The sequence below is a fragment of the Egbenema bharatensis FJBBOT/2019 genome (assembly GCF_048077055.1).
In the GTDB taxonomy this organism is placed as follows: Bacteria; Cyanobacteriota; Cyanobacteriia; order Elainellales; family Elainellaceae; genus Egbenema; species Egbenema bharatensis.
Map to the genome: position 1 here is coordinate 6,142,729 of NZ_CP182236.1, position 15,036 is coordinate 6,157,764.

Below are 15,036 nucleotides of genomic sequence, written 5' to 3' on the forward strand. Positions count from 1 at the left end.
CAGCCTGTGGATCGTTCATCCCCCTGGCAACCCCCTCACAAATTGACCCATCTGGGTTGCTGGTCGATGGTTTGTTAACTGATGGTTCGTAAAAGACGGCTGAACAAGTTCTTTATCCCTTTTTAGGAGATCACCCAATGACTGACAACATTAGACAAATTGCGTTCTACGGCAAGGGCGGTATTGGTAAATCCACCACATCCCAAAACACCCTTGCGGGTCTGGCAGAACTGGGTCAGCGCATTATGATTGTGGGTTGTGACCCCAAAGCCGACTCGACTCGTTTGATGCTGCACAGCAAGGCCCAAACGACGATTCTTCACCTGGCAGCTGAACGTGGCGCAGTGGAAGATCTGGAAATTGAAGAAGTGCTGCTGACGGGCTACAAAGACATCAAGTGTGTTGAATCGGGTGGGCCTGAACCCGGTGTGGGCTGTGCCGGACGGGGCATCATCACCGCTATTAACTTCCTGGAAGAAAACGGTGCCTATGAAGATCTCGATTTCGTATCCTACGACGTTCTAGGTGACGTGGTTTGCGGTGGATTTGCTATGCCGATTCGGGAAGGCAAAGCGCAGGAAATCTACATTGTGGTTTCCGGTGAAATGATGGCAATGTACGCGGCAAACAACATTGCGCGAGGCATTCTCAAGTACGCACACTCCGGCGGTGTTCGTTTGGGTGGTTTGATCTGCAACAGCCGTAAGACCGATCGGGAAATTGAACTGATTGAGGCTCTGGCAGAGAAACTGAACACCCAGATGATTCACTTTGTTCCCCGCGACAACGTGGTGCAACACGCAGAATTGCGCCGGATGACGGTGATTGAGTACAGACCGGATCACCCGCAGGCAGACGAATACCGGACGCTGGCAAACAAGATCCTCAACAATGACAAGCTGACGATTCCAACGCCGATCTCAATGGATGAATTGGAAGAACTGCTGGTTGACTTCGGCATCCTGGGTGGCGAAGAAGAGTACCTCAATGCGATCGCCCAAGATGAAAAGGCACCAGTGACAGTGTAACGCGGCTCACTGAGAGGGGGTCTAAATCACAGCGGTAATCACACTCAATGATTTCTGACTCCCTTTCCTCTGAATCGCTTGCCTCCCACTCCTGCTCCCTCATTTTTACCCTACAGCCTGAGAGGAAAACCATGACCTATACAGAAGAAAAAGCACCTGAAGTTGACAAGAGACAGATTATCGAGGAAGTTCTGGAAGCCTATCCCGAAAAGGCCGCAAAAAAGCGGGCGAAGCACCTGAATGTGCATGAGGAAGGCAAATCCGACTGCGGTGTCAAGTCCAACATTAAGTCCGTGCCTGGCGTGATGACGACTCGCGGCTGTGCCTATGCGGGTGCAAAAGGGGTGGTTTGGGGGCCGGTGAAGGACATGATTCACCTCAGCCATGGACCGGTCGGCTGCGGCTACTATTCCTGGTCGGGACGGCGCAACTACTACATTGGCACCACTGGGGTTGATACCTTTGGCACGATGCAGTTCACCTCCGATTATCAGGAACGGGACATCGTTTTTGGTGGAGACAAAAAGCTGGCGAAACTGCTGACGGAAATGGATGAACTGTTTCCACTGGCTAAAGGGGTGACGATCGAATCGGAATGTCCGGTGGGATTGATTGGGGATGACATTGAAGCCGTCGCCAAGAAGTCAGCCAAAGAAACGGGCAAACCAGTGATTCCCGTCCGCTGCGAAGGTTTCCGGGGCGTTTCCCAATCCCTCGGACACCACATCGCCAATGACACCGTCCGCGACTGGGCTCTGCCGATCGCCGACAAGAAAGCGAAAGAAGGCTCCTTTAACTTTGAACCCTCTCCCTACGATGTCGCGGTCATCGGGGACTATAACATTGGTGGAGATGCCTGGTCTTCCCGGATCTTGCTAGAAGAAATGGGGCTGCGCGTCGTCACACAATTCTCTGGAGATGGCACCTGGAATGAAGTGTTGTTGACCACTCAGGTGAAACTCAACCTGATCCACTGCTACCGCTCCATGAACTACATTTGCCGTCACATGGAAGAAACCTACGGCATTCCCTGGATAGAGTTCAACTTCTTCGGCCCAACCCACATTGCTGAATCCCTGCGGGCGATCGCTGAGAAGTTTGACGACAAGATCAAGGAAGGGGCAGAGCGGGTGATTGCGAAATACCAGGCTCAGAGTGATGCGGTGATCGCCAAGTATCGGCCGCGGTTAGAGGGCAAAACCGTCATGCTGATGGTGGGCGGTCTGCGTCCTCGCCACGTCATTCCAGCGTTCCAGGACTTGGGAATGAAAGTCATCGGCACAGGCTATGAATTCGGTCACAACGACGACTACAAGCGCACCACCGAATACATTGACGATGCCACCCTGATCTACGACGACGTAACGGGCTATGAGTTTGAACAGTTTGCCGAGAAGCTGAAGCCAGACTTAATTGCCGCAGGCATCAAAGAGAAGTACGTCTTCCAGAAAATGGCTCTGCCCTTCCGGCAAATGCACTCCTGGGATTATTCCGGCCCGTATCACGGCTACGACGGATTCGCCATCTTTGCCCGCGATATGGATCTAGCTCTCAACAGTCCCACCTGGGGATTAGTGAAAGCACCCTGGAAGCAAGCTGAAGCGGATAACTAGGTGTACCAGGGACGGGGATGGTTTGGAGAGACACCTGTACGGGCGAAGCATTTGGTAGACCCGTTTCGATAACGACAACAAATTGTAGTCGAATGCTTCGCCCCTACCCATCATCCATTACCCATCACCCATCACCCATCACCGATTCCCTATTCCCCCCGATCCACCCTACAGGAGAAAAAGTCATGGCTCAGAACGTTGACCAAATTAAAGACCACGTTGAACTCTTTCACCAGCCGGAATATCAAGAACTGTTCCAGGGCAAAAAGCAATTTGAAGACTGCCATAGTGCTGATGAAGTGGCGCGAGTAGCAGAATGGACAAAAAGCTGGGATTACCGTGAGAAGAATTTTGCCCGTGAAGCCCTCACCATCAACCCTGCCAAAGCCTGCCAGCCCCTCGGTGCTATCTTCGCCGCTTCGGGATTTGAAGAAACGCTGCCTTTTGTGCATGGTTCTCAAGGCTGTGTCGCCTACTTCCGGACTCACCTGACCCGCCATTTCAAAGAACCCTTCTCTGCCGTATCCTCCTCAATGACGGAAGATGCAGCCGTGTTTGGTGGACTGCAAAACATGATTGACGGTCTGGCCAACTCCTACACGCTGTATAAGCCGAAAATGATCGCCATGTGTACGACTTGCATGGCTGAGGTAATTGGAGATGACCTGCAAGCCTTCATCAAGACCTCCAAGGAAAAGGGTTCCATTCCAGAAGAGTTCCCGGTTCCCTACGCCCACACCCCCAGCTTTGTTGGTTCCCACATCACGGGTTACGACAACATGCTGAAGGGAATTCTGACCAACCTGACGGAAGGGAAGAAAGCTGAATCAACGAACGGCAAGTGGAACTTCATTCCCGGATTCGATACCTACACTGCCAATAACCGCGAACTGAGACAAATTTTGAATTTGTTTGACATTGATGCCACGATTCTGGCAGACAACTCCGATACCTTTGATTCTCCCAATGAAGGGGAATTCGTAATGTATCAGGGTAAGACAACCCTGGAAGAAGCGGGTGATTCCATCAACGCTGAAGGCACGATCGCCCTCCAGGCTTACTCCACCACCAAAACGCGGGAGTACATCGAGAAGGACTGGCAGCAACCCACAACGGTATTGCGTCCCTTCGGCATTCAGGGTACAGATGCCTTCCTGCAAAAGCTATCGGAAATCAGCGGCAAGCCGATCCCCAGAGAGTTGGAAATTGCGCGGGGACGGGCCATTGATGCCATGACTGATTCCCAGGCGTGGATTCACGGCAAGAGCGTTGCCCTCTACGGCGATCCCGATCTGGTTTACGGTTTAGTCAGCTTCTTGCTGGAACTGGGCGCAGAACCCACCCACATCGTCGTCACCAACAGCAACGATGTCTTTGCAGCCGAACTGCAAGCCCTGCTCGATTCCAGCCAGTACGGAGCCAATGCCAAGCTCTGGCCCGGTAAAGACCTGTGGCACCTGCGATCGCTCATGTTCACTGAGCCAGTTGATCTGTTAATCGGCAACTCCTACGGCAAGTACCTCTGGCGCGACACCAAAACGCCCCTCGCCCGGATTGGCTATCCCATCTTCGATCGCCATCACCTGCATCGCTATCCCACCCTGGGATATGCTGGAGCACTGAACCTACTCAACTGGATTGTCAACACCGTGTTGGAAGACCTCGATCGCAAGACAATCATTCCTGCAAAAACGGACATCTCCTACGATCTGATTCGCTAACCTCTCCCTGTAGAGATGTTGAGCAGGCAGCATCTCTACCTCTGTCTTCTTCCAGGATATTTCCCATGGCTACTCTCACACATGATCATTCCCACTCCTTAAGGAAAAGCCGGCGATCGAGGTTTGATATCCTTGCTCCATTCCGCAACTGGCTCGATCGAATTGAAGTTAATGATTCCAGACTGGCTCATTTTCTTTGTCAACTCATTCCCTGCCAGTGTGCCTTTGAAAGAGATATCACCCTATTCGGCAGAACCTTCCATATTCCTGCGCTCTGCAAGCTGAATCCTCTCTACGATGAACTGATCAGTTTACGGTTTCGCGCCCTCAGCTATCTGGCAGATGTCTGTGGTGAGGATGTTGAACGGTATATCTGTTAAGTGAGGAGTGAGGAGTGAGGAGGCGGGAGACAGAAGTCAGGAGTCGGGAGTCAGAAGTCAGAAGTTTCAGGGATTGTCAGTTGGATCGTTTGAGCTGTGGCTGGCTTCATTCGATCGCCCGCAGATCAATCGCGGGCTACCTGAAAAAGTCTGATCAATCAGACTGGCGGAGGGATTGAGTCCATTGGAATGGACTTCATCAAATAGACCGCAATTCATTCGCGGGCGGTTGAGCGGTTAAGCCAACACAGTGAAATTTACAGTTCCCTGCAAAGCCCTGTCGGTTCTCCCTTGCCCTTCCCTCTTCCTCCACTCCCGACTTCCTCCACTCCCGACTTCCTCCACTCCCCCACTGACTCCCCACTCCTCACTCCTCACTCCCCACTCCTCACCCATTACCCACCCTACCCAGGACTTGAGCCATGAAAATGACCCAAGGCAAAATCAAAGAATTACTGACCGAACCCGGTTGCGAACACAATCATCACAAGCACGGAGACAAAAAAAATAAAGGTTGCACTCAACAGGCCCAGCCCGGTGCTGCCCAGGGAGGATGTGCCTTCGATGGTGCCATGATCGCCCTGGTTCCCATTACGGATGCAGCCCATCTCGTCCATGGCCCGATCGCCTGTGCCGGGAATTCCTGGGGCAGTCGCGGCAGCCTTTCCTCTGGGCCGATGCTGTACAAAATGGGGTTTACCACCGACCTGAGTGAAAACGATGTCATTTTTGGTGGGGAAAAACGACTGTATAAGTCCATTCTGGAAGTACATCAGCGGTACAGTCCAGCGGCGGTTTTTGTCTATTCCACCTGTGTTACAGCCTTGATTGGCGATGATCTGGATGCGGTTTGTCAGAAGGCATCGGAAAAAATCGAAATTCCGGTGATTCCGGTTAACTCACCTGGCTTTATCGGCAGCAAGAATTTGGGGAATCGGGTCGGGGGAGAAGCCCTGCTGGACTATGTGGTGGGCACGCGCGAGCCAGAATATACCACCCCCTACGACATCAACCTGATTGGGGAATATAACATCGCAGGCGAAATGTGGGGGGTGTTGCCCCTATTCGAGAAATTGGGCATTCGCGTCCTGGCGAAAATCACGGGGGACGCTCGCTATCACGACATTGCCTGCGCCCATCGAGCCAAACTCAACGTGATGATTTGCTCTAAAGCGTTGATCAACATGGCGCGCAAGATGGAAGAACGCTATGGCATTCCCTACATTGAAGAATCCTTCTACGGTGTAGAGGATATGAATCATTGCCTGCGGAATATTGCCTTGCAACTGGGCGATCCGGATTTGCAGGAGCGAGTGGAACGGTTAATTGCTGAAGAAACAACCCAACTCGATCGCACCTTAGCCCCCTATCGCGATCGCCTCAGAGGAAAGCGCGTTGTATTGTACACCGGAGGGGTAAAAAGCTGGTCGATCGTTTCGGCGGCGAAGGATCTGGGAATGCAGGTGGTTGCTACTAGCACCAAGAAAAGCACGGAAGAAGATAAAGCTCGGATTAAGGAATTACTGGGTCAAGACGGCATCATGTTAGAAAAGGGGAACGCTCAAGAACTCCTGCGCGTGATTGCTAAAACCCAAGCCGATATGCTGATTGCAGGTGGACGAAATCAATACACTGCTCTGAAAGCGCGAATTCCCTTCCTCGATATCAACCAGGAACGCCATCATCCCTACTCGGGGTATGTGGGGATGGTGGAAATGGCGCGGGAATTGGAAGAGGCCCTCTACAGCCCCATCTGGCAGCAGGTACGGCAAGCGGCTCCCTGGGAACAGGAACCCATGACCCAATCCTCAAGTCCGGCGCGTGAGCATTTCGTCGCTGACCCACAGCCAAAAGCCAAAGTCCAAATTTCCAAAAAGGCGATCGCCGTTAACCCTCTCAAACAAAGCCAGCCGCTGGGTGCTGCACTAGCCTTCCTGGGAGTTAAGGGCATGATGCCCTTGTTTCACGGTTCTCAGGGTTGTACTGCCTTCGCCAAGGTGATGCTGGTTCGCCACTTCCGCGAAGCAATTCCCCTATCTACGACGGCTATGACCGAAGTGAGTACCATCCTGGGTGGGGAAGACAATATTGGACAGGCAATTCTCACTATTTTGGAGAAGTTTAACCCGGAAATCATTGGCCTCTGCACCACGGGACTGACCGAAACGCGAGGAGATGACATGGAAGGTATTCTGCGGGACTTCCGCAAGAAACATCCCCAGTTAGATGGGTTGCCGATCGTATTGGTTTCCACTGCCGACTTCAAGGGTGCTTTACAGGATGGCTTTACTGCTGCCGTCGAGAGCATCGTCCGAGAACTACCCCAGATCGATGATGCCAAACCCAATCAGGTTAACCTCCTGGCCGGAGCAGCGATGGCTCCTGGGGATGTGCAGGAACTCAAAGCCATGATTACTGCCTTTGGCTTAACGCCGATCGTGGTTCCCGATTTATCAGCTTCCCTGGATGGGCATCTGGATGAGTCCTACAGTGCGGTGACGGGCGGCGGGACTTCCCTGGCTGACTTACGGAAGATTGGGCAATCGGCCTATACCTTTGCGATCGGTGAGAGTATGCGGGAAGCCGCAGACATTCTGGAGCGCCGATTGGGGATTCCCTACGAAGTGTTTCCCAAACTGACAGGGCTGGGTGCCGTTGACCAATTCCTGCAAGCCTTATCCGACCTGAGCGGGGTCGAAGTTCCAGAAACCTATCGTCGCCAGCGCCAGCAACTTCAGGATGCCATGCTGGACACCCACTTTTACCTGGGTCGCAAGCGGATTTCCCTCGCTCTGGAGCCGGATTTACTTTATGCTGTCGCCAGTTGGCTGCATCAAATGGGAGCCGAAATTCATACCGCTGTCACCACGACCAAATCTCCCCTCCTGGAACACCTCCCCGTTGAAACGGTTGTCATTGGCGACCTGGGAGACTTTGAGGAACTGGCGGTCAGTTCCGATCTGCTGATCACCAACTCCAACGGCGCAGCGATCGCCCAACGGCTCAACCTTCCCCTCTACCGCCTGGGATTCCCCATCTTCGATCGCCTGGGCAACGGTCAACGCTGTTCGATCGGTTATCGCGGCACGATGCAGCTTTTGTTTGATATCGGCAATCTGTTTATCGAAGAACAGGAGAAAAGTGTTCATTTGCCAGTGGAACTGAATGTTTAGGGGGAAGATGCTTGAGACGGTGGGCACTGCCCACCCTACTCTTCCCTTCACTCCTCACTCCCCACTCCCTACTTCCACAAGGAGACCCATCATGAAAATAGCCTTCGCCACCAACGATCTGGTTCACATTGATGCTCACTTTGGTTGGGCTAAGAAAATTGTGGTTTACGATGTCACGCCAGAGAGGTATCAGTTTTTGGAAACGCTGGAGTTTTCTGGAAACCTTCAGGAAGACGGCAACGAAGACAAGCTGGTTCCCAAACTGGCGGCTCTGGCAGATTGCACGATCGTCTATGTGGCGGCGATCGGCGGTAGTGCAGCGGCTCGATTAATTCAGAAGAATGTCACTCCGATTAAGTCGCGATCGGAAGAGGATGAAATCGATGATGTGTTGACGAAGTTTGTGGAATTGTTGAATGGGAATCCGCCGCCCTGGTTGCGGAAGGCGTTGAAGCAGAAACCCAACGTGATTGACGAACTGGATACTGAGCTGGATGCTGAACCGGAAACTGAATCAGAATTAGAAGGAGCGACTGTATGAGCATTGCTGAAACCACCCAAACCACTTCACCCGATTTAATTCAATCCCCCTTTGCCCAGGCATTAGTGCAGCAAATCCGCGCCAATGATCCCTACGGCACCTTCCGCAACTGGTCGGATGAACTACTGCTCAAACCTTTTGTTGTCAGTCGGGTTCAAAAACGGGAAATTTCCGTAGAAGGAGAAGTCGATCCCATTACCAAAGGACGGATTCTGTCCTTTTATCGAGCGATCGCCTTTCGGATTGAACAACAGACGGGGCAATTGGCGCAGGTCGTACTTGACCTCAGCCATGAAGGATTTGGTTGGGCATTGGTGTTCTCCGGTCGGCTCCTCCTGACTTCCCGCACCTTGCGCGATGCTCAACGGTTTGGCTTTGACTCCCTAGAGAAGCTGGTGGCTGAGGGTGAAAAGCTGGTTAATACAGGTGTAGATCTGGCAAGCCGCTATCCTGAAGTTTGTAAGCTTTAAGCGTGAAGCGTTTTACCCATCACCGATTACCCATTACCCTCCATCACCTTAACTCCATGCAATTTTGTATGCCTCACCCAACCGAAACTCCCCCCAGCAAAGAGGAGCTGAAAACCCAGATCAAGCGTCTGAACAGCAAGGCGGGTCAACTCAAGATGGATTTACACGATCTGGCTGAGGGACTGCCAACCGACTTTGAAAACCTCATGGCGCTGGCATCTGAAACGTACAACATCTATGCCAAATTGAACACCTTGAAGCAGCAACTCAAGCAACTGGAGCAAGAATCATGAGCGGAACCTTAGCTGAATTCAATCAATTAACGGATGCAGAACAGTTTTTTGCATTCTTCGACCTGCCCTATGATCCGGCGATCGTCAACATTAATCGCCTGCACATTCTGCAAAAATTCTCTGCTCTGGTCAAAGAATTGGATGTTGAGGAATTAAGCGAAGCTGAGACGCTGAACCAATATCGATCGGCTTTCCAGCAGGCGTATACGGTGTTCCTATCGTCCAATTCCCTGGAGCAAAAGCTATTCAAGGTCTTCAATCAGAAGCAACAGAATTTAGTGCTGCTGTCTGAGATTGATTCTGATTAGCTGTCCACCCTAATTTGTTGGGTTTCGTAAACTCAACCCAACCTACAACTCAGTCCACTGCTTCGCAGAAGCAAGCTACAGTCCTCAGTCCTCAGTCCTCAGTCCTCAGTCCTCAGTCCTCAGTCCTCAGTCCTCAGTCCTCAGTCCTCAGTCCTCAGTCCTTTAAAGAAGAGATGGATATGATGAACCTGACCCCAACCGAGTTAGAACGCTATCGCCGCCAAATCATGCTACCTGGATTTGGAGAAGCGGCACAGCAACGCCTGAAAGCCTCTACCGTATTGGTGACAGGAGTAGGTGGCTTAGGTGGTACGGCTGCGCTTTATCTGGCGGTGGCGGGCGTAGGCAAACTGATTCTGGTGCGGGGTGGCGAACTGCGCCTGGATGACATGAATCGGCAGGTGTTGATGACCCATGATTGGGTCGGCAAACCCAGAGTATTTCAGGCAATGGACACCCTGAGAGCGATTAATCCAGATGTCGAAATCGAAGCCCTTTGTGAATATATTACGCCTGAAAATGTCGATCGCCTGGTCAAATCGGCGGATGTGGCTCTGGACTGTGCCCACAACTTTGATGAACGAAACCTGCTGAATGCAGCCTGTGTTCGTTGGGGTAAACCGATGGTGGAGGCAGCCATGAATGACATGGAGGCCTATTTGACGACGATCGTTCCCGGTGAAACGCCCTGCTTATCTTGCATCTTTCCTGAAAAACCTGTATGGGATCGCCGGGGATTTGGCGTATTGGGTGCAGTCTCAGGCACCCTGGCCTGTTTAACAGCGCTGGAAGCCATTAAGTTGATTGCGGGAATTGGACAACCCCTGCGATCGCAATTATTGACGATGGATTTGAGCCGACTGGAGTTTACCAAGCATCGCCCCTATCACGATCCCAACTGTCCCGTTTGCGGTCAAAAAGCAGCCCCTCAAGCATCCGTTGTTTCATCGCTCTCACCCGTTTTGCAGCTCGTACCAGGATGATCGCACCATGCCGGAACTTTCCCTGATCATGGCTCTGTTGGCATCGTTGACGCTTTATCTCATGCGAAGGGTGACGGATGAGATTGAAAAGACCATTCTGCAATTTATCAGCATTGTTTGCTTACTGGTTAGCCTGCTCAACGCCCCCTGGATGATTTTATTACTGGTTGCGATCGGTCTTTTAGTGGTTCCAACCTGCAATCATCCGTCACACCAACCACAATGCGCCTGTTCCCGCTTTTGCTTCATGAGTTCCCAGTGCCGATCCCAATAACGTTTCACGTTTCTATCTTTTTGTCGTTCAACCAGCCACCCTATTTGTTTCTAAGGAGCACCTATGTCCCTGGTCTTAACTGAAATTGCAGAACTGCGTTTACGTACCTTCCTTCAAGCTGCCCGCCAGAGCGAAAATCCCGTTCAGGGAGTTCGGATCTCGGTAGAAGACGGGGGATGTAGCGGCTACCAGTACGCCCTCAAACTGATCCGCGAACCGCAATCTGGCGATTTGCTGGTGCAGCAGGGCAACGTCAACGTTTATGTTGCCTCTAATCATGCCGCTCTGCTGGAGGGGGTGGTGGTGGATTATGTGGAAGGACTGACCCAAAGCGGCTTCAAATTCACCAATCCCAATGCAACGGACACCTGTGGCTGTGGACAATCGTTTCGTGCTGGAGATTGCTCTCCCGCAGGCGTAGCGTGTAGCTAATTGCAAGGCAATCGTCAGAAGCAATAGTTCTTGTGGGGTGGGCATCTTGCCCGCCCAGTCAAACAGCCAGAATAATTGACAGATTATTCAATTCACGATCCTAAATTTTGGATTCTAATCAACCCAAAAATGAGAACACTACGAGGACACTATAATGACCACCTATCAAGTTCATCTGATCAACAAAAAACGCAACATCGATATCACAATTCCCGTCGATGATGATGTCACCATTTTGGATGCTGCGGAAAACAGCGGTTTAGATTTACCCTTTTCCTGTCAGTCGGGTTCCTGCTCTAGCTGTGTTGGCAAACTGGTGGAAGGCGAAATTGATCAGTCGGAGCAAGTGTTCCTGGATGATGAGCAGATGGCTAAGGGATTTATTCTCTTGTGCGTGACCTATCCGCGATCGGACTGCACGGTTCGCACCCATCAGGAAGCTTATCTAGTGTAAACATTCACTCTGGAGTAACGCAAAATGTTTAACCAAGGATTTGTTGTCTCTGGCTCCTCATTAAAGTTACTCAGGCTCGGAGAACGGGGAGTTGTTTCTGGATTGAGCCATGTTAACGATCGCACCGTGCGGCAGTTAAAGTCAATGGGCATCACCCCTGGAACCTCTATTGTTTTAGAACAACGTTTTCCTCGTTTTGTTGTCAAAGTCGGGCGCGAGCGGTTTGCCTTAAGCCATGACCTGATCCAGTCCATCTATGTCAGGGTCTAGACGGTTAGCTCAAGTCCTGGCGAATGAGGCAGATGAGTCCAGCACCCGTGGGATCACTACAGCAAATCCCAACCAAATTTATAGAAGGAGAACACGATATGGCGGTTGTAACAGGCTTAACCTTTGGACAGAAAAGCTGGACACCTCAGTTTGTTCAGGCGATCGACCATTCTATCTGCCTGGGTTGCGGCAGATGCTTTAAAGTTTGTGGACGGAACGTTCTACATCTCCAGGCAATGAACGATGAAGGAGAATTTGTAGAAGATGAAGATGAAGATGAAGTGGAACGCAAGGTGATGACGATCGTTCATCCAGAAAATTGCATTGGTTGTCAGGCGTGTTCTCGGATCTGTCCGAAGAAATGCTATACCCACAGCTCCCTTGAACTGAATTAGAGACACACGACACCAGCAATAGAGACGCACTCCGAGGTATCTAAAAACAGTCGTATCAATTTGTTTGTTGAACAAATGAAGGAGAGTTTTTGAAATGACGAAAGCAAGTGAAATTATGACCGAAGACGTAGCGACCATTCGCGGATCAGCCACCGTCGCCCAGGCCGTTAAATTGATGAAGCTGAAGGGTCTACACTCTCTCATCGTCGATCGCCGTACGGAAGAAGATGCCTATGGCATTGTCACCGATACTGACATTACCAAGAAAGTCGTCGCCTTCGGCAAGGATCCCAACCAGGTGCGCGTCTATGAAGTGATGACGAAACCGTGCATCGTCGTCAATCCCGATCTGGCAGTGGAGTATGTCGCCCGTTTATTCGCTCAAACTGGAATCGATCGCGCCCCGGTCATCAAAGGAGAACTGCTGGGTATTGTCTCGATGCACGACATTCTCACCAAGAGTGATTTCCTGAACAACCCACGGGTTCCTCTGTTGGAGAAAGCCTTGCAGCAGGAAATTTCCAACGCTCGTGCAGTCTGTGCTGCTAATGGAGGCGATTCGGAAGCCTGTGCTGCGGCTTGGGAGGCCGTTAATGAAGTGGAGGCAGAGTTGGCTTTCTGTAAAGGCCAGCCTCCTGCCCAGACCGCGTTTGAGGAATATAAGGTCGCATCCGATTTAGCGATCGCTGCAACCTGAGCGAGTGATTCTCTAACATGAGGCTAGGGTGGGCATTGCCCACCCTACAGGGATAATTCACAGCGATGTGGGCATAGCCTACCTAATGTGATGAAAACGCAATCTAACCACCCGATGACGCACCCCGTTGATGGACACCAATGGACAGACTACTATCAAGCCGTTGAGGGACGACCCCCGCGTGAAACGCTCCTCACTGCCCTGACGAAGTTTGATGCTGAAACGACCTTTGGTACGCTCCGCTTTGCAGTCGATCTGGGCTGTGGGGACGGTCGGGATACCGTAGAGCTACTGCGACGAGGTTGGCAAGTTTTAGCGATCGATGGCGAAGCCCAGGCCATTGATCGTCTCCTCAGCCGATCGGATATTAACCCTCAACTGTTAGAAACCCGTGTGGAACGGTTTGAAGAACTTGTTCTGCCAGAGAATGTTGATTTGATCAACGCTAGCTTTTGTCTACAGTTTTGTCCCCCAGCGGATTTTCCCGCGTTTTGGCAAAAGATTGTGGCCGCCATCCGGGAAGAAGGCCGGTTTTGCGGTCATCTAATTGGCGATCGAGATTCCTGGGCAACCTATGACCACATGAATCACCACACCCGCGAACAGGTTTTAGAATTGCTTGCCCCCTTTGATATTGAACACCTGGAGGAGGAAGAACACCCAGGTAAAACTGCTATTGGGGTTGAAAAATACTGGCATCTTTTTCACATTGTTGCCCGCAAAATAGCATAAACAAAACAGCCTAAAGTCGTTCCTAACACTCCGAACCGATCGATCACCCTGTCTTCCTTTGTCCAGGAGATTCACGATGCGTATTGCCCACGATATTACAGAAGTCATTGGTCATACTCCCTTAGTGCAGTTGAATCGAATTCCTCAGGCAGAGGGCTGCGGTGCCCGAATTGTCGTGAAGCTGGAAGGGATGAATCCAGCCGCTTCGGTGAAAGACCGCATTGGCTCCAGCATGATTCAGGCGGCAGAAGCGGCAGGTTTGATTCAACCGGGAGAAACCGTGATTGTAGAGCCGACCTCAGGCAACACCGGCATTGCCCTGGCGATGGTCGCTGCCGCGAAGGGATATCGTCTGGTTCTGACGATGCCAGAAACCATGAGTTTAGAGCGACGAGCCATGCTGAAAGCCTATGGGGCTGAACTGGTTTTAACGCCAGGAAATTTAGGTATGAAAGGAGCGATCGCCCGCGCCGCAGAATTAGCCGAGAGCATTCCCCATGCCTTTATGCCTCAACAGTTCCAAAATCCAGCCAATCCCCAGGTGCATCGAGACACAACGGCGGAGGAAATCTGGGCAGATACCGAAGGTCAGGTCGATTTTCTGGTGGCGGGTGTGGGTACAGGTGGAACGATTACTGGGATTGCCGATGTGATTAAAGCCCGTAAGCCAGACTTCAAAGCGATCGCTGTTGAACCCGAAAATAGTCCGGTGCTTTCGGGCGGACAATCCGGCCCCACAAAATTCAGGGCATTGGAGCCGGATTTGTGCCAGATGTTTTACAGGTAAAGCTGATTGATGAAGTGATGACGGTCAGCGATGCGGATGCGATCGGCTATAGTCGGCGTTTAGCCAGGGAAGAAGGTTTACTATCGGGCATTTCGGCAGGTGCCGCATTATGTGCAGCCATTCGGCTTGGGCAACGGCCAGAGAATGCCGGAAAATTAATCGTCATGATTCAGCCCAGCTTTGGTGAACGTTACCTGAGTACGGTGTTATTTAACGATCCAGAAGCTTCCCCCTCTGCATCCGACTTGCCTCCCCTGGTTCCAGCACCAGCATCCTAGAAGGATATACGCATTGACGGCTGATGACTCAGCACTACTTTTGGTTGACCATCAGGTCGTTGCATTTCAAAGTGCATTTCCCGATAAATTTTTGCTGACTGGCTATTGATACTTCCAGTTGTGGCATTAGCCTGTTTGTTCGTTGAGACGCGCACCTCTCGGCGCAGTTGATCATGAATCTGCCTCACCCTTACATCCTCGTCCAGA

17 protein-coding genes and 1 pseudogene are annotated in these 15,036 nt (G+C 51.5%); all 18 read left to right on the forward strand.

Annotated elements, in window-relative coordinates; translation table 11 throughout:
* Positions 1-137 precede the first annotated feature (137 nt).
* Entirely contained in the window at positions 138-1,028 is an 891-nt protein-coding gene (gene nifH, locus ACM1PF_RS28595) for a nitrogenase iron protein (protein WP_416669576.1), read from the forward strand.
* Between the two features lie 131 nt (positions 1,029-1,159).
* Positions 1,160-2,641 (forward strand): nitrogenase molybdenum-iron protein alpha chain, encoded by a 1,482-nt coding sequence (gene nifD, locus ACM1PF_RS28600; RefSeq protein ID WP_416669578.1) that lies wholly within the window; start codon positions 1,160-1,162, stop codon positions 2,639-2,641.
* 185 nt (positions 2,642-2,826) lie between these two features.
* Complete coding sequence (nifK, locus tag ACM1PF_RS28605; RefSeq protein ID WP_416669580.1) at positions 2,827-4,362, forward strand: nitrogenase molybdenum-iron protein subunit beta; 1,536 nt, start codon at positions 2,827-2,829, stop codon at positions 4,360-4,362.
* A 65-nt stretch (positions 4,363-4,427) separates the two neighbouring features.
* On the forward strand, positions 4,428-4,742 hold the full coding sequence (locus ACM1PF_RS28610) for a Mo-dependent nitrogenase C-terminal domain-containing protein (protein WP_416669582.1): 315 nt from the start codon (positions 4,428-4,430) through the stop codon (positions 4,740-4,742).
* Positions 4,743-5,164: 422 nt separating this feature from the next.
* Positions 5,165-7,915, forward strand: a complete 2,751-nt coding sequence (locus ACM1PF_RS28615) for a bifunctional nitrogenase iron-molybdenum cofactor biosynthesis protein NifEN (protein WP_416669584.1) — start codon at positions 5,165-5,167, stop codon at positions 7,913-7,915.
* A gap of 91 nt (positions 7,916-8,006) precedes the next feature.
* Positions 8,007-8,456 carry a nitrogen fixation protein NifX gene (nifX, locus tag ACM1PF_RS28620; RefSeq protein ID WP_416669586.1) on the forward strand — a complete coding sequence of 150 codons (450 nt, stop codon included), beginning with the start codon at positions 8,007-8,009 and terminating at the stop codon, positions 8,454-8,456.
* Entirely contained in the window at positions 8,453-8,926 is a 474-nt protein-coding gene (locus ACM1PF_RS28625; protein WP_416669588.1) for a NifX-associated nitrogen fixation protein, read from the forward strand. The genes nifX and ACM1PF_RS28625 overlap by 4 nt, the downstream gene beginning before the upstream one ends.
* 68 nt (positions 8,927-8,994) lie before the next feature.
* On the forward strand, positions 8,995-9,219 hold the full coding sequence (locus ACM1PF_RS28630; RefSeq protein WP_416676836.1) for a CCE_0567 family metalloprotein: 225 nt from the start codon (positions 8,995-8,997) through the stop codon (positions 9,217-9,219).
* Entirely contained in the window at positions 9,216-9,527 is a 312-nt protein-coding gene (gene nifW, locus ACM1PF_RS28635; RefSeq protein WP_416669590.1) for a nitrogenase-stabilizing/protective protein NifW, read from the forward strand. Before ACM1PF_RS28630 ends, nifW begins: the two co-directional genes overlap by 4 nt.
* A gap of 179 nt (positions 9,528-9,706) precedes the next feature.
* The gene (locus tag ACM1PF_RS28640) at positions 9,707-10,510 is read left to right on the forward strand and encodes a TOMM precursor leader peptide-binding protein (RefSeq protein WP_416676838.1); all 804 of its coding nucleotides are present in this window, start codon (positions 9,707-9,709) and stop codon (positions 10,508-10,510) included.
* Between the two features lie 7 nt (positions 10,511-10,517).
* On the forward strand, positions 10,518-10,784 hold the full coding sequence (locus ACM1PF_RS28645; RefSeq protein WP_416669592.1) for a hypothetical protein: 267 nt from the start codon (positions 10,518-10,520) through the stop codon (positions 10,782-10,784).
* A 63-nt stretch (positions 10,785-10,847) separates the two neighbouring features.
* Positions 10,848-11,216, forward strand: coding sequence for a HesB/IscA family protein (locus tag ACM1PF_RS28650; RefSeq protein ID WP_416669594.1), 369 nt, complete (start codon positions 10,848-10,850; stop codon positions 11,214-11,216).
* Positions 11,217-11,370: 154 nt separating this feature from the next.
* On the forward strand, positions 11,371-11,670 hold the full coding sequence (locus ACM1PF_RS28655; RefSeq protein WP_416669595.1) for a 2Fe-2S iron-sulfur cluster-binding protein: 300 nt from the start codon (positions 11,371-11,373) through the stop codon (positions 11,668-11,670).
* Between the two features lie 24 nt (positions 11,671-11,694).
* The gene (locus ACM1PF_RS28660) at positions 11,695-11,940 is read left to right on the forward strand and encodes a ferrous iron transport protein A (protein WP_416669597.1); all 246 of its coding nucleotides are present in this window, start codon (positions 11,695-11,697) and stop codon (positions 11,938-11,940) included.
* Between the two features lie 98 nt (positions 11,941-12,038).
* Positions 12,039-12,335: a ferredoxin III, nif-specific gene (fdxB, locus tag ACM1PF_RS28665; RefSeq protein ID WP_416669599.1), complete on the forward strand. Its 297-nt coding sequence runs from the start codon at positions 12,039-12,041 to the stop codon at positions 12,333-12,335.
* A 94-nt stretch (positions 12,336-12,429) separates the two neighbouring features.
* The gene (locus tag ACM1PF_RS28670; protein WP_416669601.1) at positions 12,430-13,032 is read left to right on the forward strand and encodes a CBS domain-containing protein; all 603 of its coding nucleotides are present in this window, start codon (positions 12,430-12,432) and stop codon (positions 13,030-13,032) included.
* A 90-nt stretch (positions 13,033-13,122) separates the two neighbouring features.
* On the forward strand, positions 13,123-13,764 hold the full coding sequence (locus ACM1PF_RS28675; protein WP_416669602.1) for a class I SAM-dependent methyltransferase: 642 nt from the start codon (positions 13,123-13,125) through the stop codon (positions 13,762-13,764).
* Positions 13,765-13,840: 76 nt separating this feature from the next.
* Positions 13,841-14,829 (forward strand): annotated as a pseudogene (gene cysK / locus ACM1PF_RS28680) (cysteine synthase A).
* The last annotated feature ends 207 nt before the right edge of the window (positions 14,830-15,036 follow it).

Coding starts and splice junctions, on each gene's coding strand:
- nifD (WP_416669578.1), top strand. CDS start 1,160: ATGACCTATACAGAAGAAAAAGCACCTGAAGTTGACAAGAGACAGATT.
- nifH (WP_416669576.1), top strand. CDS start 138: ATGACTGACAACATTAGACAAATTGCGTTCTACGGCAAGGGCGGTATT.
- ACM1PF_RS28655 (WP_416669595.1), top strand. CDS start 11,371: ATGACCACCTATCAAGTTCATCTGATCAACAAAAAACGCAACATCGAT.
- nifK (WP_416669580.1), top strand. CDS start 2,827: ATGGCTCAGAACGTTGACCAAATTAAAGACCACGTTGAACTCTTTCAC.
- ACM1PF_RS28650 (WP_416669594.1), top strand. CDS start 10,848: ATGTCCCTGGTCTTAACTGAAATTGCAGAACTGCGTTTACGTACCTTC.
- ACM1PF_RS28630 (WP_416676836.1), top strand. CDS start 8,995: ATGCCTCACCCAACCGAAACTCCCCCCAGCAAAGAGGAGCTGAAAACC.
- ACM1PF_RS28670 (WP_416669601.1), top strand. CDS start 12,430: ATGACGAAAGCAAGTGAAATTATGACCGAAGACGTAGCGACCATTCGC.
- ACM1PF_RS28640 (WP_416676838.1), top strand. CDS start 9,707: ATGATGAACCTGACCCCAACCGAGTTAGAACGCTATCGCCGCCAAATC.
- nifW (WP_416669590.1), top strand. CDS start 9,216: ATGAGCGGAACCTTAGCTGAATTCAATCAATTAACGGATGCAGAACAG.
- ACM1PF_RS28645 (WP_416669592.1), top strand. CDS start 10,518: ATGCCGGAACTTTCCCTGATCATGGCTCTGTTGGCATCGTTGACGCTT.
- ACM1PF_RS28625 (WP_416669588.1), top strand. CDS start 8,453: ATGAGCATTGCTGAAACCACCCAAACCACTTCACCCGATTTAATTCAA.
- ACM1PF_RS28615 (WP_416669584.1), top strand. CDS start 5,165: ATGAAAATGACCCAAGGCAAAATCAAAGAATTACTGACCGAACCCGGT.
- ACM1PF_RS28660 (WP_416669597.1), top strand. CDS start 11,695: ATGTTTAACCAAGGATTTGTTGTCTCTGGCTCCTCATTAAAGTTACTC.
- fdxB (WP_416669599.1), top strand. CDS start 12,039: ATGGCGGTTGTAACAGGCTTAACCTTTGGACAGAAAAGCTGGACACCT.
- nifX (WP_416669586.1), top strand. CDS start 8,007: ATGAAAATAGCCTTCGCCACCAACGATCTGGTTCACATTGATGCTCAC.
- ACM1PF_RS28610 (WP_416669582.1), top strand. CDS start 4,428: ATGGCTACTCTCACACATGATCATTCCCACTCCTTAAGGAAAAGCCGG.
- ACM1PF_RS28675 (WP_416669602.1), top strand. CDS start 13,123: ATGAAAACGCAATCTAACCACCCGATGACGCACCCCGTTGATGGACAC.